Source organism: Solibacillus isronensis (assembly GCF_023715405.1).
Classification (GTDB): Bacteria; Bacillota; Bacilli; order Bacillales_A; family Planococcaceae; genus Solibacillus; species Solibacillus isronensis_B.
Window position 1 is genome coordinate 1,146,315 of record NZ_JAMBOC010000001.1, and the last position, 21,642, is coordinate 1,167,956.

Here is a 21,642-nt window from a genome sequence, read left to right on the forward strand (position 1 = left end):
AGGCTATCACTCCTTTTCATAGCGCGATAATTTCAGATAAAGCGCCGCGAAAACTAATAGAATACCAAACGAAATGACTGTAAGCGCTGAGCCATATCCAAAGTTACTGCCATGAACAGCTAATTCTGCAATATACATAGTCAGTGTCGTTGTTGAATGGGCAGGTCCGCCGCCTGTTAAGTTGAAGATCAGGTCAACGTTATTAAACTCCCAAACCACTCGCAGCAGTGTCGTTAAAATTATCGTATTTTTCAGCTGCGGCAATGTTACGAACAGGAATGATTTCCAGCGGCTCGCACCATCTACGCGCGCTGCTTCGTACAATTCTTGCGGAATACTTTGCAGACCGGCCAAAAGGGTAATCGCAAAGAATGGAATCCCCCTCCACAGTTCGGCAATAACTACTGCACCAAATGCGGTAGATGTACTTGCCAAAAAGGCTTGCGGTGAATCTATAATGCCGAAACGCATCAGTATATCATTCAGTACACCCATATGTTCGTTGTACATCAGTGACCAGATAACAGATGCCAGTACACCTGAAATCGCCCAAGGAATAAAAGCAACCGCACGTATAATCCCTCTGAATTTAAATGTCTGGTTCAGCAACAGAGCCAAAATCAAACCAAATACCAATTGAAGCCCCACTTCTGTAACAACCCACTTCAAACTGTTGAGTAAACTCGGGAAGAACAGCTTATCACTGGTAAAAATATTCACGAAGTTATCGAGCCCTGCAAAACTATTATAGTAAGGTGCCGAAATATCGTAGTTTTGGAAGCTATAATAAAATACCATTCCTATCGGGTAGAAAAGGAAACTTACTACCATTAGTACGGCCGGCGTAATGAATAGATAAGGAACCAACTTCGCCTTATTAAATTTGCGGACTTTTTCACTTTTCTTTTTTTCCAATACTGGTTCATTTACTTCTGGGGAATAACTCATTAAATTTCCTCCCTTCTTACACATTATTCTAATTGAAAACGCTTTCCCGAAATATTCAAAATATTAAGATGTTAGATAAAAATTTTAAGAATCTTCACATTTAGATGTCATAAAAAAAGCGCCGAGCAAGTTTTTCACTTACTCAGCGCTTCGATGTTTGGGCATGATATTTTTCATATAGTGCATATTCATTTTCAATGGCCACGCTCCACTCTTTCAAGAACTGCTCGATTGTTTTCGTACCGCTCAGCACTTCCTGGAGCCCCGGTTCAACAATCGTATACCGGATGGAGTTGTACCTAATTAAATAAAAAGGTGGCTCGTACATTTTTGTTTGCGGATCTTCATAGACAGAAAGCGCCGACTGCAAATGCGGCGAATTTTGCACCCAATCTTCCTGCAGCACTTCCTGATGTGTCGGCAATTGTCCAACCCGTTTGTTCCAATGGCTTTGTCCCTTTAGCGACGCGATAAAAGAAATAAATGTCCACGCCTCTTTTGGATGTTTCGTACCCTCGAACATCACCATGTCCATCGTGTTGCCTGCCTCGACAGTGTAATGACCATCGACCGACTTCGGCAATGGCAATGACTGGAACTGATCCGGAGACAGCACTTTTTGATGTTCTGCATAAGAGCCGATATTATGCTGGATTAAACCGACAGCCCCATGCTCAAAATCATCGAGCATTCCTTTATAATCTTTTACAATATCATTTCTGGATGTATGCAAATCATATAGCGACAAATATTTTTCCAGAAACTCCACATGGCGGGGATCATCAATCGTACTTTCACCATTTTTGATATACATCGAAATCCCGGAGTAGGCATACATCATCCGCTGCAGCTGCAGTGACGACCCTTCCCCGCCACGAATGCTGTAGCCGTACTGTTGCAGCTCTTTATCCGTAAAGGTTTCAACGGTATGAAAAAAGTCATCCCATGTTTCAATCGTTTCCAGACCATAGTCGGCGAGCCAATCTTTGCGAACCCAAAGGACATCCATATTTCGCGTGTAAGGCAATCCGTACAATTTATTATCCGGTGTTAATTGACGATTGTAATTAATGACAGATTCCTCAATTTTATCACCGTCCGGCCAATTTCCAAAATAGGTATCGAGTGGCACCAATGCTTCACGGTATGTATATTCCGGTAACCAGCTTGTATATATACTTCCTACATCCGGCAGTGACTGCATCGCGAGTGCCGAATTGAATTTCACTTTTGCAATATCCTTCACGAAGCCTTTGTATTCAATATGAATATGTGGATACTCCTCTTCAAAAGCGGCGATCATTTCTTCCCAAATAGCATTTCTTAACGGACCGGCATCATCAAACCAAAAAGTTAATGTCACATCTTTTTGCGTGCCATCCACTTTTTCTGCTTCCTCACTTGAACAACCCGAGAGCAAGAATAGTAAACAAATGGGGAAGACATAAAAAAAATAGGTTTTTCTTAAGCTGCTCAATGTGATTCCCCCTTAACGCCAGCTAGCTTATAACATTCGTCATTTGAACAAGTCTTTCATCCTTTGCCGTCTCTTTGGAGCGACAATGTTCCATTACGATATTTTTACTATTTATTATTTCAAATGCCGGCCCTTCATGTTGTTGGACCGTCACATGCTCAAACAATACATCTTCTGCATTGGAACAGAAAAAACCACGTTGTTTCATCGGTTCCAAATCCATCATCATTGCCGGCAGATCCGGTTCAGCACCCGACTTCATCGCAACACGGATATGGCTGAATGTAATATCCTCAACCGGCATTTCAGGTAAACCGTATAAGAATCCCGCAGCCGCCGTTACGTTTGTTGCAGTAATATTTGAAAAATGAATATGCCTGAACTTCGGTGTCAGCGCTGTCACAGGCTGCGCACTCTTATCCGAAACATAGGGCTCCAAACCTCTTGGACCATGATAATAGTATAAGTTTAGTATAAACGGACAAATGACATTATTCATCACAATATTGCTTACACGGATATTTTCAATCGTACCGCCTCGGCCGCGCCGTGATTTAAAGCGAATGCCCCGGTCTGTTCCTTCAAAAATACAGTTCGATACGACGACATTGCGAATGTCCCCGCTCATCTCACTGCCAAAGACAACCCCGCCATGACCGTGCAGCATCGTACAGTTCGTAATCGTTATATTTTCACAAGGAATTGCGCGCTCCGCATCCTCGGTACCCGCTTTTATCGCAATACAGTCATCCCCGACATCAATCGAACAATCGGAAATTTTCACATTGCGGCATGATTCAGGATTAATGCCGTCCGTATTCGGGGAATTCGCCGGATTTATAATCGTAACTCCCGAAACCGTCACATTATCACAAACATTCGGATGGATGGTCCAGCTCGGAGAATTGATCATTTTCACCTGCTCGATATGTACACGCTCACAATGATCAAAGCTCACTAAATTAGGGCGTGGGTATGCAAGAGAATCCTCTTTAAACAGCTTCCACCAATAGGCACCCTGTCCATTCAATGTGCCAAAACCGGTAATGGCGATATTTTCCGCATGACAGGCATAAATACAGGACATATACACATCACGACTCGCCCCTTCCCAGCGTGAAGAAATGACCGGGTAATCCGCTCGATCATTTGAAAACAAAAGCTCGGAACCCGCTTCCAAATGCAGATGCATATTACTTTTTAATTCAATCGCACCGGTAACATACACACCGGCAGGCACATATATCGTTCCTCCTCCGCCTTGTGAACAAGCCTCTATTGCACGCTTAATCGCCGATGTGTTATTGGCCCAGCCATCACCAACCGCACCAAACTGTTCAATATTATAAACCGCCGTACTATGCTGCTGCATCGTATCCCATCCTTTGTGTTCAAATCTTGTTGAAATTAGCATATAAAATCTTACTATTTGAAGTCTAGCTGTAGATAGGAAATGCTAAAAAAAGTACGGGGAAGATAGTAAAATATTGTAGGTTTTTGGTTGCTAGGAAGCACATTACAATTACAGCAATAGTAAAGGCAGGAATTCGATTGATTATCGAACTCCTGCCTTTTCAATTGGTTAAAAAAGTGTCCTATTTGTTAATTTATCTTATATAAGATTGATAATGCTTATGTAAAAAAACGAAGAAACACTTCTTTAGTAAAATCATAAGGCTCATTTATAAATATGGAAATATTGACTGCATCATTACTTTTTCGCAGATGTATTGCATTGCATGAACTATTTAATCCGTATTTCAAACCTAGATTAACTAAATCATCTTTTTTTATTTCTCCAAAATTATGATCCATGGCAATTGATAGGTATTGAGTGTTTGCATCTAGCTGCATCCAACGTTTTTTATTATTATTGTCCGGTACGTAAAGTGAATATCTAATATATCCTGATTTTAGATTTCTTTTTTTATAAATAACTGCCGGAAATTCTCTTTTTAAGACGTCCATAAACTTTTCTCTAAGTTCATTACTCGTCATTTTAATTCCCCATTAAATTAATATTCTACATATCAATTATAATTGTCCCATCATTATAAGCACCTGATTTGAAGGTTTCTTTTGCAGCAAAAGCAATGGTTTTAGTACTCACTGCATCGAAACTTCCACCAATCACTCCGCCCAATAAAGGTACCATCTTGCCTAAATTCAATACACCTTTTTGTCCGAATTTTGTAACTAGCCTGAAGCCCACAGCTCGATTAATATTTTTGATTACTTCACCTGGAATTCTTTTGATTTGTGCTTCCCCTACTTTTAAGCCTATTCTTACTCCAGCACCTTTAACCACTTCATTTACAGTTTGGCCAGTTAAGCAAGCATATACAAAAGTTTGAACTTGATCATCCTTTAAATCGTACCCTCTCATATGTGCTATCGCTGCGATCATTCTCATTTGAACATACATTACGGATGCCAAATTTGCAGGAATAGTTACCGGCATAGTCACGACCCCACCTAGTCCTGTTATAAAACCTGATGTTGCACATTTTGTAACTTGGAAATTCACAAGGCTATTAATAGCTGCATCAACATTTGCATGTTTATTTAAAAAGTTATCCGCCAATTCATATGCTGAATCTGTACCTGGAATTCCATTTATCACTTTTTCGTATGTCCATTCTAATACTTTACCTATATTACTTTCAGTCAATGCCGCCACAAAATTCCCCACCCCATTACTTATTTCTTAGTTTATCGTACCTAAATATCACCATAAATGATAGGTAATTTTAGGTTATTTATGTAAAATTTTCGGTACAACCAATTAATAATTTTGATTTATGGAAAAATTAAATATAACTTTTAGACTATGCTATAATTATTCAGGAATTATATTAATATAAAGTATTATAAAAGGAGGAAATTAAATGAAAAAACTTACGATATTAATGTTTAGTTTACTTTTCATATTGACTGCATGTGGAGATTCAAAACAAACAATTTCACAATCTGCAGATAAAGAAAGTAAAACTGATAAAACTGAAGAAAGTGCAAATACTGAAGTAAAAGCCAATGCTAAATTAGAAATTGAAGATTCAGGATCTAATGTATGGAGCGACTCTATTGACTCAATATGGATCAATACAGCAGCCATTTTTAAAAACACAGGCGATGTGCCAGTTGATATTGGTGAAACCCAAATGAATTACAAAGGAAAAGACGGTAGTATTTTAGGAACTTCAACTATGATTTATGCTGTTCCTGAAATTGTTCAGCCTGGAGAATCAGCAATTATCGTAGAAGGCACAACACTCGATGAAGCAACATCACTGGATAATTTTGCTGAAACAACCTTTAATTTTAATTTTGATGCCACTGAAGAAGATTCAAACTTAATGGAAGTTAGTGCAGTTAAAGGGATTCCCAGTGACTACGGCTATAGTGTTACTGGTATTGTTAAAAACCCTACAGACGTTCAGCAAGAAGATATACGTCTTGCGGCCATTTTATATGATGCAAACGGTAAAATTTTAGGCGGATTATCAGGCAGTGTTGATGTAGGATTAGCTGCTGGCGGTGAAGCAGGATTTGAACTTAGCTACCCGCCCTTACCAGATAATATTGGTTCAAAAGTAAATAAAATCGAAGTAAAAAGTTACGGCTTCACTTGGTAAACGAAGGAGTATATAGGATGAAAAAATCATTATTTATTATAAGTACAGCTCTATTATTTTTAACGGCTTGTAGTGCAGAAGAAGATAAGAAGCAATCAGATAGTCAAAAGGAACAAAGTTTAGAGGTAGAAAAAGGGCTTTTAAATGTTGAACTCACTTTACCTGCAGAGTTTTTTGAAGATGAAACGCCAGAAGAAATCGAAGCAGCTGCTAAAGAAAAAGGTGTCAAGGAAGCAAAAGTTAATCCAGACGGTTCTGTTTATTATAAAATGAGTAAGTCTGCTCATAAAGAAATGATGAAAGAAATGGAAGAAAGTATCGTCAGTACGGTCGATGATCTTGTAAATGGCGAAGATTTTAAATCATTTAAAGAAATTTCATATAACAAAGATTTCACAGAATTCGACGTAACAGTGGATACGGCAAGCTTTGAAAATAGTTTTGATGCATTTGGGTTAATGGGATTGGCCTATGTATCTATGTTTTACAGTGCATTTGATGGCAAATCTAGTGACGATATTAAAACTAAGGTTAATTTAATCGACGAAAAAACTGGTGAACAAACTGAATCAATGGTCTTCCCTGACGTTATGGAAGAGGATTCAAAGAATGGTGAAGCAGATTCCGAAAACTAAATCGTTCAATTAATTTGTGTATAAACAAATATCTGTAAATTAAAGCCCAGTAAACGATTTTTGTTAAAAATCTTACTGAGCTTTATTTTATAGAAATAACACTTTTTATTCCTCACCACTTTATAATTATTATTTTAAAATAGAAATTTCATTAACTTCTACACTTTCCTGTTTACGTACAAATTAGTCCATCCCATCGGACGGTTCTGACTCCTCCAGAACAGGTCAATTATATCCCATCCACACGTGGCCAAAAACGTCCCCTCAAAAAGATCTTATATCTTTTAAATAATTTAAAAAATATATATTGTTGCGTTAAAACGCAACCGGGTAGTTTTTTCTTTATGGCTTTTAATAATCTTCTCTACCCAGAAATTATTTTCATTTAGTTTGTCCCCTTTTTTGTTTTTGGGAGGCATATATAGGGCAAAAGACAAATTGGAGGCAGGAACATGAATTGGTCAGTTGATGAAAGGCAGTTGTTTATATGTTAGACGTCACTTGAAAAATATTTAAATCAACCCGGTTACAGAAAAACCTCCCAATTTTTAATTAGGAGGCATCCGAACTATTGAATTTTAAAATTACCACTGCTTTGAAGTATATCACTAAATGTTTCATCATTGATTTGAACTTTGTTCGCTTCAATAAAAAAGTGATCTTTATTATTCACCTGGAAGTAAAAATTTGTATTTGAACTGATATCTTCAATCGCTGTTAAATCTCGGTTTAAACTTTCAATTTTAATTTTTCCGAATCCATTCTGATGGTAGCCAATTTCACTAACAAAATTATTATCATTATATTTGCGGTCATTTAACCTATACGTTTTGTTTGACTCCTGATCATACACGACCGGTTCCTGATAAATAAAATAAGAAATAACTTCTTTAAAAGTTACATGCGTTTTAATAATATTTTGGCCTTTCACACTTTCAACTATAAGGGAAATCGTTTCAGCGAAATAGTTTATATCTAAAGAAGAAATTTCCCACCCATTGACATTGTGCTCTAATAAATACTGAACATCTTTAAGATTTTTCATTTTTCTATTAATACCCTGTTTTATTTAATGATTTATTCGCTTCTCTTGAAGCATGACGGGAAATATCACTTTTCTTATAATAATGAATCCCATCCCGCTCTTCAATCTCGACCATCCCTTGATCGACCAAGTAATCAAACTGCCCTAATGTTTCCGATAGTGTCAATCCTAACTGCTGCTGGTAAATGCGTTCAAATAATTGAGTAGTCATTTCAAAATTTGTCTGCGGTGTTTGAAGCAGACCGTATACTTTTAATGCACGTTGTCTTTGTTTTTCCAAGCGCTCATCGATGAGTGGTTCGATATTTGTCAGTTCCCCTCCGTGCCCCGCGTACACTTTTGAAATCTCTAAATTTTTCAGTCGCTTGAGTGATTCATTATACTGCAGCAATGATTTAGGACGTTCCATCGATAAATCTAGTGGTGGCTCGATTAATGGATTCGATGATGTGCGTTCCAGCAGTAAATCTCCACCGATACATTCCCGAGTAGTCTCGTCGACAAAAATCAGATGGCTTTGTGCATGACCGGGTGTTTCATATACTTTCAAACCAGGATGACCTGGCACTTCATCCCCCTCTTTTAAATAGCCAGTCAATGGAATCGTACCGAATAACTCAATTTCCCCTTTAACATGTAAAATCCGGTTTACGTATTTTTCCGGTACTCCTTGCTCGATTAAAAGCTTTTTAAAAAACCGCTCATGATACTGCAGAAATTCCGGTTCTTTCTTCATCCAGTAATCAACATATTGATGCCCTAATACTTCCGCCGCTGGAAATGCATCGATCCAACCGGCATGGTCCGGATGATGATGTGTCAGCACGACTTGTTCCACGTCTTTCAAGTCATAACCTGCACTGTGTAAACCCCATTTGATTGCTTCATATGCTTCTTCCGTTTTCGGACCTGCATCGAATAATGTCAGTGCCTCCCCCTTTACTAGAAAAGCATTTACATCTCCCACTGCATATGGTGTCGGTATAACAATTTTATGTACTTCCATATTTTAATCCCCTTTATCTTAATTCAGCAATCACTCACCTCTTCAAGTAGATGATAGCTGCTTGTTTTGTTTAACCCAGCTGCTGGTACAAAAGCCAGCTGAATAAAGATAAGCCTCTGGCAGGTGTCACAGATTTTAAATTGATTTTAATGAGGAAGTCATGTGGGCCTAAACTCAAAAAAATCTGGACGCAATTACGCCGAGGCGTAATTGATATGCTCGTAATGAATGACTATTCATTTATTTTAACTCTTTTTTCTTCATTCGTCACGTCAAAGGTTGACAGTTTTTCAATACAGCACTATAATTTTGGATAATTCAAAATTTACAGGCAATGAAAAAGCCAAGTAGATTATTTTAAGGTTATAGAGAGTGCCGTCTTTGCTGAAATCGGCATAACCCGCTGGAATAATTGAACCTCCTTTTGAGCCGTTATGACAACATAACCGTACCCTTTGCGATAAAAAGGCTGAAGCTGCACACTTTATGTGTGAATAAAGGTGGTACCGCGGAGATCAATGCATTTTCGTCCTTACTTAATTGTAGGGATGGAAATGCTTTTTTTATGTTCCTTTAAGGAATCGGATTTAAAAATCGGAGGGATACTTTATGCAAAAAATTATTTTTATTGGCGCAGGCTCGATGGCAGAAGCACTCATTCATGGATGGATTAAAAAGAATGTCATCAACCCGCATGCCCTGTTTATATCCAATCGGTCGAATAAAGAACGTCTAAACGAACTGGTGGAAAGCTATAATGTCAACCTATTGGAGGACCATACACACTTGCCGGATGCAGACCTCGTGATTTTAGCAATGAAACCGAAAGATGCGCGTGCTGCTATGGAAGTCATCGCACCCCATCTAAGTGCTGATACTGCAATTTTATCGGTACTGGCTGGTGTCAGCATTGATACGATTGAACTGCATCTCGGCAGCCGCCCAATCGCTCGTGTAATGCCGAACACCTCCGCAACAATCGGCATGTCTGCATCCGGCATTGCATTCAATAACCATGTAACAGACGTGAAGCGTGCGCTTTATATTCAAATGTTAGAAGCGATTGGCATTGTAATCGAAGTGGAGGAAGAAAAACTTCATGCAGTTACAGCCCTTTCCGGAAGTGGTCCTGCCTATTTATACTATTTGGTTGAAGCATTTGAACAGGCTGGTGCTGAGTTCGGTCTATCAAAGGAAATTGTACGGGAACTGATGGTACAGACGATTGCTGGTTCCGCGGAAATGCTAAAATCCGGTAATTTGGAACCTTCCCTACTGCGCAAAAAAGTAACAAGTCCAGGAGGAACGACTGAAGCCGGGATCAAGGCACTTGAATCGATGTCCTTTAACGAAGCGATTGTGAACTGTGTTCGAAGTGCCGAAAACCGTTCAAGGGAACTGGCGCGTGAGGAATAAAAAAACACCTACTAATAATTCGAATATAGGGTGAAAAGTATAATAAAATATAACAGTACTTATATTTAGGGGATTTAAGTTTTGTTGTATATAACAAAAATTTTTAATAAAACTAAAAAACATCCATTAAACCTTTATTGAGATAATGGATGTTTTTTTAAATTTTTGGTCTTTACTTTACTTAAATCACTTTTCTCATAGATTGTGGCTATGAAAAAAAGAAAATGTCATCATTCAATAATCGGCGCGATTGTTGAATATCGTTTTCTGTGTTTCCAAACTTTTATTTGGGAACGTATTTAGAAACTTTATACACCCTTGTGGAATATAAGCACAAGTTAGCTGGTTTGAGTGTTTGATACTCTAAATATCTTTTGAGATAGAGAATAAGCAACTGTGGCTGTCAACAATGCCAATAGTAATGGATTTGAGGCACTTCCAAATGATATTTCTCGATTTAAATCATTTGCAATTGAAGGGAGATTGGGAGTGTGAAAAGCAGTAAGTATCAAACCCGATAATATTTGAAATGCTAGAAATAATATTATGAAACTAATTATAAATACAGAAAACTTCTTCAAAATTTCCACCTCCTTCGAAACTATTATTACATTTACGGATTAGAATTCAAAAAGTTTCGATAATTCCACGCAAATATAGCATAATCGTTCCAAAAGCGGCGTTTGGGAACCTTCTTAAAAGAATATTATTCAACAATATGGCTCTTTAGCTGAAGAAGGCATATGTCTTTTCAAGAATTGCACCCGATGGTTGAATATTGAAAGAATGATAACCAACCTTCACTCATCCTTCTCTATATATTTTATTTCGCATCAGAATTGAATCGTATTAACGTTAAAATTGAGAACAATGGGAAAATCAAATATATAGACATAAAACCACCAAGAGTAAAGAACCAAAGATCAATGCACCACACCAAAAATAAACCGATAACATTTGTTAGAACAAAAAATAGTATTTTGTTTTTTATTCTATTAGTTAAATAAATATCAATAGGGACTACAAAGATAATAGTAAATAAATAGATTCCTAAATAGAGCAGTACAGCAAGCTGTATTTTCTCAGCTGTCGAAGGAGGCATTATTTCGGATCGGAATACTCCTTCGATAAATACGATACTTAATGTGGTAACTAATGCTACTATTATCGGGGCAATTAGCATCTTTGCAATAGAAGTCTTTCTCATTCAAGTCACCTCTTTTTGTTATTATAATTCAGTCTTTTAGATGACAGCTCATCTTTAATTTCTTTAGAGGCATTGTTCAACAATATAGCCCTATAACGGAAAAATGCGATTTTCTTATTGAAGAATCGCACCTAATTGTTGAAGATCAAGAATTGATTACTACTAAAATAGCTGTCCGAATTACTCTCCTGTTATGGTAATTGTTTCTGATTGATTGTTCCATTTTATTAATCCTACAATTTCCGAATCCTCACTTGGAGAGGTACAAGGACTGCACTCACTTATTCCCAATGACATGACCCCATCTGAACCTAATGCTCCTTTTCCAGAAGAAGAAACAACAGTGAACGAATATTCAATTTCTTTTGGAATTGGTTCTGTACCAATATATTTAATGTAACCAGTTTTTTTACTATCTTCACCCCTATGTTCATATTCAATTTGAACTCTCCAGTTTTCACCTTCCCCAGAAAATATAACGGTTTTCTGTCCACAAGCAGATAGAAGAGAAATACCGAGCAAGATAACCAAAAAACCAACTTTTCCAAAATTCATATGTAGCTCCCCTTTCAAAAACGAATGGTTTACTTATTTCTAGAGACGTAAGAAGAAAATGCTCGTTTACTAAACAAAAAACTAAAGCACCTCGTTAGTTAATAAGGAAAATACTCACATTTTTTATTAGGTTAATTATATTTATAGGAAAACAGCAATTGAATAAAATTATTGCAATTATGATTACCACAATCATTACACTTGTACTATTTCTCACTTATTTAAATAAATTAATTATCATTGAATTTTAACATAAATATCAAACTTACTATTTAAATCTTATTCCAGAAAATGACCTTGAAAAACGCGTCGCGCCTTATTGTTGAATAGTATAGGATATATCTCTTTCGAATCTTAATATTTATTAAAATAATCTTTCAAACCAAACACATTTACATCATTAAAAATGTAGTACTTTATAATAGTTTTATTCTAAATATAACCATAGATAAGTTAAACTAGTGGGTACCTTTTCCTGGGAAATACTTCAATAAATCACCTTGACATATCGAGAATTCTAGATATATAATTACACGCATGGAACCTATTGATGTATTCAAAGCATTATCGAATGAAACAAGACTCAATATCTTAGAGTGGTTAAAGGAACCCGAGAAACATTTCCCAAAACAAGGCGCTCACCTACCGAAGGAGGTAAGTTACAAGGGTGGAGTATGTGTTGGGGATATTCAGGAAAAGGCCAAAATTTCTCAATCTACTGTTTCTAGCTACTTAAATATGATGCAAAAAGCTGGTATACTTGAGTCGATTCGCCATGGACAATGGACATACTACAGACGTAATGAAGAATTTATTCAACAGTTAGCTGAATACTTTAAAACAGATATCTAATATTATTGATTTCTGTTTTTTTATCAATACTTATATCGATATTTCTAGATATACAATTATACCGAAAAGAGGATTTCATCTATGCGCTTTATATTTTATCTATTTGCTTTTTTAGCTGGAGCAGCACTTAGCTTTGAAGGCGCAATTTACGCTGAACTAGGAAAAACAATCGGACAAATAGAAACAAGCTTTTATAACTTCTTTATGGGCTCAATCATCATGGGGCTTTTGTGGCTCTTTTTTGGAAAAGGCAGGATTTCCTATACATTGGAGGCACCTAAATGGGCATTGCTTGGAGGGCTCTTAGGTGTTGTTTATTTAACTTCCATCGTTGTAAGTGTTCCATTCGTCGGAGTAGGCATAACAATGGTTGCTGTCATCATCGGGCAATTGGTGATGAGTATGACGATCGAGCATTTCGGGTGGTTAGGTAGTAAGAAAAATAAGATTAATAAAGAAAAAATATATGCAGTTATTTCAATGATCATTGCACTTATATTAATAAATTAGGAGGCATTTCCATGGGATTATTTATGATTCTATTCACATTGATTGGCGGTATCACATTAAGCGCACAATCATCTATCAATGGTACATTTAGTCAAAAAGCCGGAACAATTGAAACAACATTTTTAACCTTTCTCACTGGGACAATGTTTTTGACCATATTTATTTTATTTTTTGGTAACGGGAATTTGCTAGGAATTTTAGAGGCGCCAAAATGGCAATTAAGTGCAGCGTTTTTAGGTACTATGTATTTACTGTTGACAGTTATGGCAGTACCACGAATTGGAGTGATTGCAACCAGTATTGCTGGTATAGCTGGTCAACTAGTAATCGGAGTGATTATTGATCATTTCGGGTGGTTCAATAGTTTAGTCATAGAATTAGATGTTAAACGAACCTTTGCCTTATTCTTTATGTTTATCTCCCTATATTTTATCTATAAAGGAAATAAACATACTACCGATGATACTGTTGCATAAGAGAGTGAAGTCTTCTCTATAAATAACCAATTTGAGGCAATCTTCATCTGATGAGGATTGCCTTTATAATTCGATTTTAAAAAATACTGTAAAATTTCTTAATTATAGTTACTAAAATGGCAATAAGGAATACAATCAGACTATTAATTAGTAAATAGCCGGCAAGATTCAGCCCGTAGAATATGGCAAAGGCATCATTAATAAATAATGATAACGCAATTCCTAGTCCCCCAAATACACCTGCCAGCAGTAATATTATTAATGCAGCAGAGTACAGGCTTTTCTCCTTTTTGAAGATTATAAACCCAATAACATTTGCAATAACGATTAAAAAGATCATTAGTACAACTAAAAAATTCCCCATTAAACTCCCCTCCATATACATACTTTACCAGTTAAACTGAAAACTTGTTAAGAATTTCCCATAATGAAATCAATCTGACTTCCAGTGCTTCTTTAAGGCAAAACATTGTAAGCATTAAGTTTGTATAATCTTTTATAAGGAATAGCTAGTTACAAAGGATATAATAGCAGTAAAAAAGGAGATGATTACATTTGGATTACGAATTAGAGTTAACGAACATTATAAAATCAGATCAACTTATGATGTCGATTTTAAAAACCGTGCAAGAATTACAATTAAATGATTGCTGGGTCGCAGCGGGTGTTATTCGAAATAAAATTTGGGATTACTTACATAATGTACAAACTGAAATAAATGATATTGATGTTATATATTTTGACGAGTTGAATAGTTCAATAGAGTCTGAAAAAGCGTTAGAATCCGAGTTGCAAAAGAGTATGCCTCATCTGCCCTGGTCCGTAAAAAATCAAGCCAGAATGCATGTTAAAAACAGACTTTCTCCCTATTCATCATCATTTGAAAGTGTTGCTCATTTCCCTGAAACTCCAACTGCAGTAGCCGTTCGTTTAAATAACAATCAGATAGAAATCTTAGCTCCTTATGGCTTAAATGATTTATTTGAAGGACTAGTTAGACCTACTCCTCCATTTAATCCAGACTCCAAATTACATCCTATTTATTCAAATCGAGTACAAAGTAAAAATTGGGGTTCTATTTGGAATACATTAAAAATTGATTCGGAATAAAAGAAAAACAACTAAGCTACATACAAGCGTCATAACGATAGAGCGCTGATTCTTTTGATAGAATCGCGCCCGATAATCAATTTTATTTTTATTCTTTTCATGACTTTCACCTATCTAAAAAACAAGAATATCACTAAAAATTTTGTCAATCATTTCTTGATATAATTCCATTCACTATCTCTCATATTAAGGAATGAGGAGATGATAACATTGTCAAATAAGAACAATAAAGAAAACAAGCAGGCAAGTAATGATCAATCGAAGCTAGGTACTCTTTACGAAATCGCGAAAGATTTTTCACCCATCCTTTCAACCGATGCTAAATCCAAAATCGAAGAAATTGCAAAAGAGTTCCTTCCTGCTGATCAAGCTAACCGAATGTCCAATGCATTTGCTTCAATGAAATCACAACCGAAAAGCCAGGAAGAAATTGCGAAAGAATTCCTCCCTGCAAATAATCAAACAAATCGAATGTCCAATGCGTTTGCTCCGATAAAATCACAACAGAAGAGCCTAGAAGAGATTGCAAAGGAATTCCCCCCTACTAAAGACCAAGCATTTAAGCGTGATAATGGTGCGAATTTTGATAAGTAGAAAACCTAAGTCTTGATAAATTTATTAGCAAAGCCTGTGAGATTTTTTCACGGGCTTTTTCACTTTAGATTAAAAAATTTTAAAACTTAAACTTTTTTAATAAAGATGGTATGGAACCCCTCTCTTCGGCTAAATGAATAATTGCTTAGAAAAAATGGCTACAAAAGTCGGCAAACAGATTATATCTAGAAAAGTAGGATGTCCCTCATAATAAACCTCGATCATTTCAAATTACTCTTTTTCCTCCTTTTTGTTCTCCTTTTCCTTGTCTTTCTTCTCTTTTTCTTTCTCTTTCTTCTCTTTTTCTTTCTCTTTCTTCTCTTTTTCTTTCTCTTTCTTCTCCTTATCCTTCTCTTTCTTCTCTTTTTCTTTCTCCTTCTTCTCTTTATCCTTCCCCTTCTTCTCTTTTTTCTTTATCTCTTTCTCTTTCTTCCTCTGCGCTTCCTCTATCTTCTCCTGCTCTTTTAGCTGTTTGCCTAGTAGAGGTAAGTTAAATTCTTTTTGGTTAAATTCCGTCATAGATTCAGCCAAAGCTGCTTTGAAAATCTTTGTGACAGTAGATCCGCCAGTTCCCATCAAATAATGATTTTCATCTGTTTGATCATATCCCATCCAAACTGCCCCAACAATTTCTGGCGTATATCCAACAAACCAATGATCCTTCGCGCCCCCTGAATTCGCAAAAGGAAGCTCGGTCGTGCCCGTTTTACCTGCTACTTCCCATCCTTCCACTTGAGCGTTCTTTGCTGAACCTTCTTCAACAACGCCCTTAAGCATATATGTTATTTCTTGAGCGACTAGGGGCTTCGTAACACTCGTCTCATTATGATGCCACTTAGCAATGACCTCGCCATCTGCATCTTCAATTTTTTGTATAGAGTGTGCTGCTACCATTACACCATCATTAGGAAATGTGGAATATGCCTGAGCCATTTGTAAAGGCGATACACCCTCACTTAAACCACCAAGTGCTAAACCTAAATTATGATCCTCTTCTTTTAATTTAATACCAAAACGCTCAACAGCATTTATACCGTTTTTCAATCCCATTTTATTTAATAACCATACCGGTGGGATGTTGTATGAATTTACCAATGCTTCATACATCGTTACTTCACCATGGAATCGTTTGTCATAGTTCATTGGTTGATACCCGTCAATATTAATAGGTGAATCTTGTAACTTATCATAGATTTCGTATCCTTGCTCCAAAGCAGGAGTATACGCCGCCAATGGTTTCATAGTTGACGCAGGCTGACGTTTTAATTGAGTAGCTCGATTAAATCCTCTAAAAGTATGTTCCCCTCTACCTCCAATTAGTGCAGTGATTCCTCCGGTTGAGGGATTGATGAAGATTGCTCCACTTTGGATTAACTGGTCCGATTGCCCTTCAGGAAACATTTCATTATCTTTATATACCTGTTCAACTGCATTTTGTATTGCAGGATTAAGTTCTGTATAAATATGAAGTCCACCCGAAAGTACCTCATTTTCTGTAAGCCCGTATTGTTCGATCGCTTCGTCAATAATATGGTCTACATAATAAGGATATTTCCCCTTATAATCATCCATCTTTTTGCCCTCTAATTCGATAGGTTGTTCTTTTGCTTTTTTTGCATCGTTTTGAGTTATGTAACCTTCCTTTTCCATTAATGCTAGAACAAGGTCTCTCCGTTGAACTGATTTATTCATATCTTTTAATGGTGACAAAACTGACGGCGCTTTAATCAACCCCGCAAGCATAGCCGACTCACCTAATGTTAATTCACTAACATCTTTGCCGAAGTACGTTTCGGAAGCACGCTGTATGCCCCATGCGCCTTCACCAAAGTAAATCTGGTTTAAGTACCGTTCCATTATTTCGTCTTTATCGTATGTTCGTTCAATTTTCTTCGTCAATATGAGTTCTTTTAACTTTCTCGTATATGTACGTTCTTGTGTTAGAAAGACATTTTTAGCTAACTGCTGTGTAATCGTACTGCCTCCAGCCACTATTTCTCCACTCATCATGTTTTGAGTCAATGCCCGAACAATCCCTATCATATTAATTCCACCATGCTTGTAAAACTTCTGGTCTTCCGTTGCAATTACAGCATGAATAAGATGTTCCGGAATCTGTCCTATACTGACCCCATCTGTTTTAGAACCCATTACCTTGCTGGCTATATCTCCATTTTGATCATAAATAATCGTTGGCTGCGGAGTGGGTTCTTCTAGTTTACTGACATCGCTTGCCCAAACAAAAATATTAAATATGAGGAAAAAGCATAATAAAAATACTGAACTCACTGCTAAAACCTTCACCATTATTTTTTTATTTTTAACCTTACTCCATATCCGCCCGGTTAATTTTTGTTGCTGTCTTCTTTCCGTTCTTCTCACGTTTTATTCCACCTTCTAGTCTGACGAATCAGCTTCTGCATAAAGGTTATTGTTAGATATGAAATATACATAGTCAATAGGGCTTTTGTAATCCGCTACTTTATCCTCTTTTAAATTCTTGCACTTCATAACATTTCTCCTACATAATATGGCTCTTAAAAGAGAAAAGGACGCTAATTCTTGTTTCAGAATTACGCCCATTTAATTAAAATGCTTATTAAAATAAAGCATTCATGAATATATTTTTCTCATAAAATGATAAGCAACCATCAAGTTTCTAAATCAAACTTTTTTCCCTTTGGTTTAATTCTACCGATAATGTACCCCATAATGATTCCCATTAAAAACATGAAAAACCTTTCCCCTGAAAATTCACCCGTAAAATATCCCCATATTAGCCAACCTGCAAAAGTTCCTATTATTAAACCAATTATATTTTTCATTCTCTACCTCCTAAATATTTATTTTATTATTGAAAACCTTAAAAATAACTCACTAGATTTTAACATAAATCCCATCGCCTTCCGACACAACTTCGATTCCCTATAAGCCGAACAGAAAATAATGGTTATTTATGTTAATATAGCAATATAATAACATACTATTTATTAAACAAGGATATTGGTTGTTTACAAGGAATTGCAGACTAAATAGGTTTAACAAGTAGTAGTTAATGTATAAAAATTGGAGTGTGATAGAGTGAAATGGTTAAAGTATGTAATTGGACTTGTGGTAGTAATAGCTTTATGTACAGTTGTTTGGTTTAAACTCCCTACAAAAATAGAAGTAAATCAATTAGAGGAAAAAGTAAGTATCCTTGAGGTACAAATCGGTGAACATTATATAAACGACATCTCTTTATTAGAAAATGTGTCTGAGCAGCTCCTGAATTATAATTTCAATCAGCCGATAACTGATGAAAACAATAGTATGATTTCAAAGGTATCCGAGGATTTCCGTACTATAACAAGTAATCTCTTATTTATAGGCAGTAATGCTTCAGTCCATGCAGAATTGCAATATAGAGTATCAAATGTACGTACATATTTAATCGATTATGTTTATGGAGCATCACTTACCAAAGAAGAGGTTGCTGATTTATATCAAGTTCTCCAGGCAATTCGTTTCATTGTTAAAGATTTTAGAGATATTGTTTCGTACAATCCGCAATCTGCATATGATGCGATGCACGATGAAGAACACGAAATGGTCGAGAGAATCAAGTACCGCCTATCTCTAAAATATTAATCGTGAATTAAGCAAAAAATGCTCAGATTTTCTGAGCATTTTTGCTTACCGTTTAAATTGAATGTTGTGTTTTTAAGAAATCCATAATTACTAAATAATCTGGTGGACTTATACGTAGAGGTAAATCTGATAAATCAAAAAATCCTATATCAATGGCTTCTGATTCATCGTATTTAATTGAACCTTCATAGTTTTTACAGATAAATGCAGTAACGACGTTATAAACCTCATCACCATGAGGATATTTGTAATAAAATTCTTTACCTGAAAATGTTTTTAATAATTTTAACCGTGTTGGGATTAATCCGGTTTCTTCTTCCATTTCCCTTACTGCTACCTCTTCCAAGCTTTCACCTAATTCCATTGCCCCACCAGGAAGTCCCCAGCTTTTATTATCTTTTCTCTGTTGGAGAAGCAGTTGTGCTTTCTCATTCAATATTAAAACGCAAGCTCCCACCATAATTATGGGATCCGTACCAATCTTCTTTCGTAACTCCATAATATATCCCAGTGTCATCACCTACTAATAGTTTATTAAAAGAAAATTTGATTTCACTAAATAAATCGATACTTACTGGATAATTGTGAAATGGCCAAAATAACAGTTGCCCCAACGACCATGTACCATACTACATTAAATGGAATGACAAACATTAGTAACCCGAACAATACTGCTACTGAAGCACTAATAATCATTGATTGTGCACTAGTTATTTTATTTTGTAAGAAAAGATAAATTGCTAACGGTAATGCTAAAGTAAAAATCGGAATGTAAATTGTGACAAAAGAAAACTTAAGTAATGATAGTGACAGCACTGCTATTACAAAACCGAGCGATATAGTAAAGGGTCTTCCTAAAACCTTTCCCCCTAAAACAGAGCGACACAACATAATTGTTAAAACAGCAAATAGCCCGGATATTGAAACAAATGAATTCCCCATAATAAGAGCAGCTGTAGAAAGACAAAGTAAAGAAATACATGGTAACAGCAAGATTAATGGTTGCTGCTCTTGTTCTATATTCATTACATTAGTAAATCCTACTAGGAATAATAAAGAAAATGGAATTGCCAAGAATCCTAATTCAATTTGATTAATATAACTAACCTCAAGATCGCCAAACAATATAATGATTAATGATGCGCTAATTTGACCTACTATCAACCAAATGCTTGATAATTTAAATTTTTGAGTAAGCTTCGTTGTCATTATGACTAGAAACAAGCCTATTAATAGTGTGAAATATAACAAATTTCTCCTCCTTGTTATGCGACTAAACTTTTTGTGTTCATTCAAGACTCACTCAGAATACTACCATAAAAAACCAATTATTTAAATACTACTTTCACTTGAAGTAAGCTCTATATGCACTGATGAATGCTTCAGGTGAGGATTTCACAGTATACGCATATACACCTTGCAGCGTATGTAAATAGAGAATCCCCCCTTGTTTTGCAATTTCCCGGTAAGAAAAATCCATCACAATCTTAGTCGGAAATTCTCGATGCTGAGTAACGACTTTATCGTGGTATAAGTAAATAATTCGGTCATGTTCTACTTCAAACTGTTCAGTACCTGTCACAGTTCTTTCTACTTTAAAATAAGGATGTTGCGCTATTAAATCCATGGGGACCTCCTATTGCAAAGACTTATTGATTATATTAGCACAAACAGATTACTTATTTGATGAAACGGACACACCTTACATATCACTATATAAATTAGTTAAGCAAAAAGGCGGAATTCTTAATTATGAATTCCACCCGTTTGTTGGATTTAAAATTTCTCCACACCAAAATATTCAGTTAATGGTTGCTGTCTCCCATTTTCATGCCATTCTTCATATTTGCTAAAGACCTTCATAACGTCGCCTTCGTAGCAGCATTCTACTAAATAATGAACTGCAGCGGAGCTTCTCCAATAATTCAGCATAATTGAAGCTAACGATGTTTGATTATAGCTACCTGCTCCAAAATCATTTAATGAAAAGCCGCCATACTTTGGCTTAAATAGTTTAATCAATAAGTTTTCATTTTTCCTTAATTCATTATATCGATGTTCCGATAATGTCATTCTTTGAGAGAGATATTCACACATTCCTTCTTCAAACCAAATACTATTATCGCGCACTTCTTCAAATTCATCAGGAAAGAGTTCAATATGATGTGTAAGCTCATGTGCTAATATACAAAAAACATCATCGATCGTCAGTGATTGGAAATAATTTTTTATGTACTGAATTTCATCATTATGCTCCAGTTCCTCACCATCCAATTGGGAAAGGTAAAATGCCTTCCATTCGCTAACACTTGGCGACATATAAATTGTTTCCCGATTGGTATAGGCAGGTACAGGGACTTGTGAAAATACGGTAGTAGCATTCTTACTACTCGTCCAAACGATTGATTTGGGTAACTCTATGAGCTCAAATTGGTTAATTAACAATTCTTTATACGTCTTTAATTTTTTATTCAATAAATCGATTTCGTCTTTATACTTTTCATAATCCGGAATACTTTCAAAAGCATAAATTTGTTTCATCATTT

General features: G+C 36.0%; 26 protein-coding genes and 1 other annotated feature. Of the genes, 9 read left to right on the forward strand and 17 right to left on the reverse strand.

The window, feature by feature from the left end:
• Positions 1-6 precede the first annotated feature (6 nt).
• From M3166_RS05860 to M3166_RS05880, 5 genes are all read right to left on the reverse strand, one after another.
• Complete coding sequence (locus M3166_RS05860; RefSeq protein WP_008407851.1) at positions 7-948, reverse strand: carbohydrate ABC transporter permease; 942 nt, start codon at positions 946-948, stop codon at positions 7-9.
• 142 nt (positions 949-1,090) lie between these two features.
• The gene (locus M3166_RS05865) at positions 1,091-2,332 is read right to left on the reverse strand and encodes an ABC transporter substrate-binding protein (RefSeq protein WP_251688228.1); all 1,242 of its coding nucleotides are present in this window, start codon (positions 2,330-2,332) and stop codon (positions 1,091-1,093) included.
• Positions 2,333-2,447: 115 nt separating this feature from the next.
• Complete coding sequence (locus M3166_RS05870; RefSeq protein ID WP_251688230.1) at positions 2,448-3,797, reverse strand: glycoside hydrolase family 28 protein; 1,350 nt, start codon at positions 3,795-3,797, stop codon at positions 2,448-2,450.
• Between the two features lie 260 nt (positions 3,798-4,057).
• Positions 4,058-4,423, reverse strand: a complete 366-nt coding sequence (locus M3166_RS05875; protein WP_251688232.1) for a hypothetical protein — start codon at positions 4,421-4,423, stop codon at positions 4,058-4,060.
• A 25-nt stretch (positions 4,424-4,448) separates the two neighbouring features.
• Positions 4,449-5,105 (reverse strand): EcsC family protein, encoded by a 657-nt coding sequence (locus M3166_RS05880; RefSeq protein ID WP_251688234.1) that lies wholly within the window; start codon positions 5,103-5,105, stop codon positions 4,449-4,451.
• Between the two features lie 208 nt (positions 5,106-5,313).
• On the opposite strand from M3166_RS05880, the gene M3166_RS05885 reads away from it, so the two are divergent.
• On the forward strand, positions 5,314-6,060 hold the full coding sequence (locus M3166_RS05885; RefSeq protein ID WP_251688236.1) for an FxLYD domain-containing protein: 747 nt from the start codon (positions 5,314-5,316) through the stop codon (positions 6,058-6,060).
• Between the two features lie 17 nt (positions 6,061-6,077).
• The gene (locus tag M3166_RS05890) at positions 6,078-6,695 is read left to right on the forward strand and encodes a hypothetical protein (RefSeq protein ID WP_251688238.1); all 618 of its coding nucleotides are present in this window, start codon (positions 6,078-6,080) and stop codon (positions 6,693-6,695) included.
• A gap of 568 nt (positions 6,696-7,263) precedes the next feature.
• Here M3166_RS05890 and M3166_RS05895 read toward each other — a convergent pair.
• Entirely contained in the window at positions 7,264-7,740 is a 477-nt protein-coding gene (locus M3166_RS05895; protein WP_251688240.1) for a YxiG family protein, read from the reverse strand.
• A gap of 7 nt (positions 7,741-7,747) precedes the next feature.
• Positions 7,748-8,746: an MBL fold metallo-hydrolase gene (locus tag M3166_RS05900; RefSeq protein ID WP_251688242.1), complete on the reverse strand. Its 999-nt coding sequence runs from the start codon at positions 8,744-8,746 to the stop codon at positions 7,748-7,750.
• Positions 8,747-9,071: 325 nt separating this feature from the next.
• Positions 9,072-9,283 (forward strand) — a binding site (T-box leader).
• 72 nt (positions 9,284-9,355) lie between these two features.
• On the opposite strand from M3166_RS05900, the gene proC reads away from it, so the two are divergent.
• Complete coding sequence (proC, locus tag M3166_RS05905) at positions 9,356-10,162, forward strand: pyrroline-5-carboxylate reductase (protein ID WP_251688244.1); 807 nt, start codon at positions 9,356-9,358, stop codon at positions 10,160-10,162.
• Positions 10,163-10,500: 338 nt separating this feature from the next.
• Here the strand turns inward: proC and M3166_RS05910 are convergent, their stop codons facing one another.
• The 3 genes from M3166_RS05910 to M3166_RS05920 all read right to left on the reverse strand — a co-directional run bounded on the left by M3166_RS05910 (position 10,501) and on the right by M3166_RS05920 (position 11,924).
• Positions 10,501-10,743, reverse strand: coding sequence for a hypothetical protein (locus M3166_RS05910; RefSeq protein ID WP_251688246.1), 243 nt, complete (start codon positions 10,741-10,743; stop codon positions 10,501-10,503).
• 242 nt (positions 10,744-10,985) lie between these two features.
• Entirely contained in the window at positions 10,986-11,369 is a 384-nt protein-coding gene (locus tag M3166_RS05915; RefSeq protein ID WP_251688248.1) for a pilus assembly protein PilB, read from the reverse strand.
• 180 nt (positions 11,370-11,549) lie between these two features.
• Entirely contained in the window at positions 11,550-11,924 is a 375-nt protein-coding gene (locus tag M3166_RS05920; RefSeq protein ID WP_251688250.1) for a phosphoadenosine phosphosulfate sulfotransferase, read from the reverse strand.
• Between the two features lie 537 nt (positions 11,925-12,461).
• Between M3166_RS05920 and M3166_RS05925 the strand changes: the two genes are divergently transcribed.
• The 3 genes from M3166_RS05925 to M3166_RS05935 all read left to right on the forward strand — a co-directional run bounded on the left by M3166_RS05925 (position 12,462) and on the right by M3166_RS05935 (position 13,762).
• Positions 12,462-12,776, forward strand: coding sequence for an ArsR/SmtB family transcription factor (locus M3166_RS05925; RefSeq protein WP_251688252.1), 315 nt, complete (start codon positions 12,462-12,464; stop codon positions 12,774-12,776).
• A gap of 81 nt (positions 12,777-12,857) precedes the next feature.
• A complete protein-coding gene (locus M3166_RS05930; protein WP_251688254.1) occupies positions 12,858-13,286 on the forward strand; it encodes a DMT family transporter in 429 nt (142 codons plus the stop codon).
• An 11-nt stretch (positions 13,287-13,297) separates the two neighbouring features.
• The gene (locus M3166_RS05935) at positions 13,298-13,762 is read left to right on the forward strand and encodes a DMT family transporter (RefSeq protein WP_251688256.1); all 465 of its coding nucleotides are present in this window, start codon (positions 13,298-13,300) and stop codon (positions 13,760-13,762) included.
• A gap of 76 nt (positions 13,763-13,838) precedes the next feature.
• Here the strand turns inward: M3166_RS05935 and M3166_RS05940 are convergent, their stop codons facing one another.
• The gene (locus tag M3166_RS05940; RefSeq protein WP_014824058.1) at positions 13,839-14,126 is read right to left on the reverse strand and encodes a hypothetical protein; all 288 of its coding nucleotides are present in this window, start codon (positions 14,124-14,126) and stop codon (positions 13,839-13,841) included.
• A 191-nt stretch (positions 14,127-14,317) separates the two neighbouring features.
• On the opposite strand from M3166_RS05940, the gene M3166_RS05945 reads away from it, so the two are divergent.
• Complete coding sequence (locus tag M3166_RS05945) at positions 14,318-14,872, forward strand: nucleotidyltransferase family protein (RefSeq protein ID WP_251688258.1); 555 nt, start codon at positions 14,318-14,320, stop codon at positions 14,870-14,872.
• 201 nt (positions 14,873-15,073) lie between these two features.
• Positions 15,074-15,466, forward strand: coding sequence for a cohesin (locus M3166_RS05950; protein ID WP_251688260.1), 393 nt, complete (start codon positions 15,074-15,076; stop codon positions 15,464-15,466).
• 231 nt (positions 15,467-15,697) lie between these two features.
• Here M3166_RS05950 and M3166_RS05955 read toward each other — a convergent pair whose 3' ends face one another.
• Together M3166_RS05955 and M3166_RS05960 are read right to left on the reverse strand one after the other, a co-directional pair.
• Positions 15,698-17,848, reverse strand: coding sequence for a transglycosylase domain-containing protein (locus M3166_RS05955; RefSeq protein ID WP_251688262.1), 2,151 nt, complete (start codon positions 17,846-17,848; stop codon positions 15,698-15,700).
• A 269-nt stretch (positions 17,849-18,117) separates the two neighbouring features.
• Entirely contained in the window at positions 18,118-18,291 is a 174-nt protein-coding gene (locus M3166_RS05960) for a tRNA U-34 5-methylaminomethyl-2-thiouridine biosynthesis protein (RefSeq protein ID WP_251688265.1), read from the reverse strand.
• Positions 18,292-18,547: 256 nt separating this feature from the next.
• Between M3166_RS05960 and M3166_RS05965 the strand changes: the two genes are divergently transcribed.
• Positions 18,548-19,096 (forward strand): hypothetical protein, encoded by a 549-nt coding sequence (locus M3166_RS05965; RefSeq protein WP_251688267.1) that lies wholly within the window; start codon positions 18,548-18,550, stop codon positions 19,094-19,096.
• 52 nt (positions 19,097-19,148) lie between these two features.
• Here M3166_RS05965 and M3166_RS05970 read toward each other — a convergent pair whose 3' ends face one another.
• From M3166_RS05970 to M3166_RS05985, 4 genes are all read right to left on the reverse strand, one after another.
• Positions 19,149-19,607 carry an NUDIX hydrolase gene (locus M3166_RS05970; protein ID WP_251690022.1) on the reverse strand — a complete coding sequence of 153 codons (459 nt, stop codon included), beginning with the start codon at positions 19,605-19,607 and terminating at the stop codon, positions 19,149-19,151.
• A gap of 44 nt (positions 19,608-19,651) precedes the next feature.
• Positions 19,652-20,347 (reverse strand): UDP-N-acetylmuramyl pentapeptide phosphotransferase, encoded by a 696-nt coding sequence (locus M3166_RS05975; RefSeq protein WP_251688268.1) that lies wholly within the window; start codon positions 20,345-20,347, stop codon positions 19,652-19,654.
• 94 nt (positions 20,348-20,441) lie between these two features.
• A complete protein-coding gene (locus M3166_RS05980; protein ID WP_014824066.1) occupies positions 20,442-20,723 on the reverse strand; it encodes a hypothetical protein in 282 nt (93 codons plus the stop codon).
• Between the two features lie 149 nt (positions 20,724-20,872).
• Complete coding sequence (locus M3166_RS05985; RefSeq protein WP_251688270.1) at positions 20,873-21,637, reverse strand: hypothetical protein; 765 nt, start codon at positions 21,635-21,637, stop codon at positions 20,873-20,875.
• Positions 21,638-21,642 lie beyond the last annotated feature (5 nt).

Excerpts from the sequence above, each read along its gene's own strand:
- M3166_RS05980 (WP_014824066.1), bottom strand. The coding sequence starts at position 20,723 with ATGGATTTAATAGCGCAACATCCTTATTTTAAAGTAGAAAGAACTGTG.
- M3166_RS05950 (WP_251688260.1), top strand. The coding sequence starts at position 15,074 with ATGATAACATTGTCAAATAAGAACAATAAAGAAAACAAGCAGGCAAGT.
- M3166_RS05900 (WP_251688242.1), bottom strand. The coding sequence starts at position 8,746 with ATGGAAGTACATAAAATTGTTATACCGACACCATATGCAGTGGGAGAT.
- M3166_RS05930 (WP_251688254.1), top strand. The coding sequence starts at position 12,858 with ATGCGCTTTATATTTTATCTATTTGCTTTTTTAGCTGGAGCAGCACTT.
- M3166_RS05890 (WP_251688238.1), top strand. The coding sequence starts at position 6,078 with ATGAAAAAATCATTATTTATTATAAGTACAGCTCTATTATTTTTAACG.
- M3166_RS05870 (WP_251688230.1), bottom strand. The coding sequence starts at position 3,797 with ATGCAGCAGCATAGTACGGCGGTTTATAATATTGAACAGTTTGGTGCG.
- M3166_RS05895 (WP_251688240.1), bottom strand. The coding sequence starts at position 7,740 with ATGAAAAATCTTAAAGATGTTCAGTATTTATTAGAGCACAATGTCAAT.
- M3166_RS05960 (WP_251688265.1), bottom strand. The coding sequence starts at position 18,291 with ATGAAAAATATAATTGGTTTAATAATAGGAACTTTTGCAGGTTGGCTA.
- M3166_RS05920 (WP_251688250.1), bottom strand. The coding sequence starts at position 11,924 with ATGAATTTTGGAAAAGTTGGTTTTTTGGTTATCTTGCTCGGTATTTCT.
- M3166_RS05935 (WP_251688256.1), top strand. The coding sequence starts at position 13,298 with ATGGGATTATTTATGATTCTATTCACATTGATTGGCGGTATCACATTA.
- M3166_RS05860 (WP_008407851.1), bottom strand. The coding sequence starts at position 948 with ATGAGTTATTCCCCAGAAGTAAATGAACCAGTATTGGAAAAAAAGAAA.
- M3166_RS05885 (WP_251688236.1), top strand. The coding sequence starts at position 5,314 with ATGAAAAAACTTACGATATTAATGTTTAGTTTACTTTTCATATTGACT.
- M3166_RS05925 (WP_251688252.1), top strand. The coding sequence starts at position 12,462 with ATGGAACCTATTGATGTATTCAAAGCATTATCGAATGAAACAAGACTC.
- M3166_RS05915 (WP_251688248.1), bottom strand. The coding sequence starts at position 11,369 with ATGAGAAAGACTTCTATTGCAAAGATGCTAATTGCCCCGATAATAGTA.
- M3166_RS05875 (WP_251688232.1), bottom strand. The coding sequence starts at position 4,423 with ATGACGAGTAATGAACTTAGAGAAAAGTTTATGGACGTCTTAAAAAGA.
- M3166_RS05985 (WP_251688270.1), bottom strand. The coding sequence starts at position 21,637 with ATGAAACAAATTTATGCTTTTGAAAGTATTCCGGATTATGAAAAGTAT.
- proC (WP_251688244.1), top strand. The coding sequence starts at position 9,356 with ATGCAAAAAATTATTTTTATTGGCGCAGGCTCGATGGCAGAAGCACTC.
- M3166_RS05940 (WP_014824058.1), bottom strand. The coding sequence starts at position 14,126 with ATGGGGAATTTTTTAGTTGTACTAATGATCTTTTTAATCGTTATTGCA.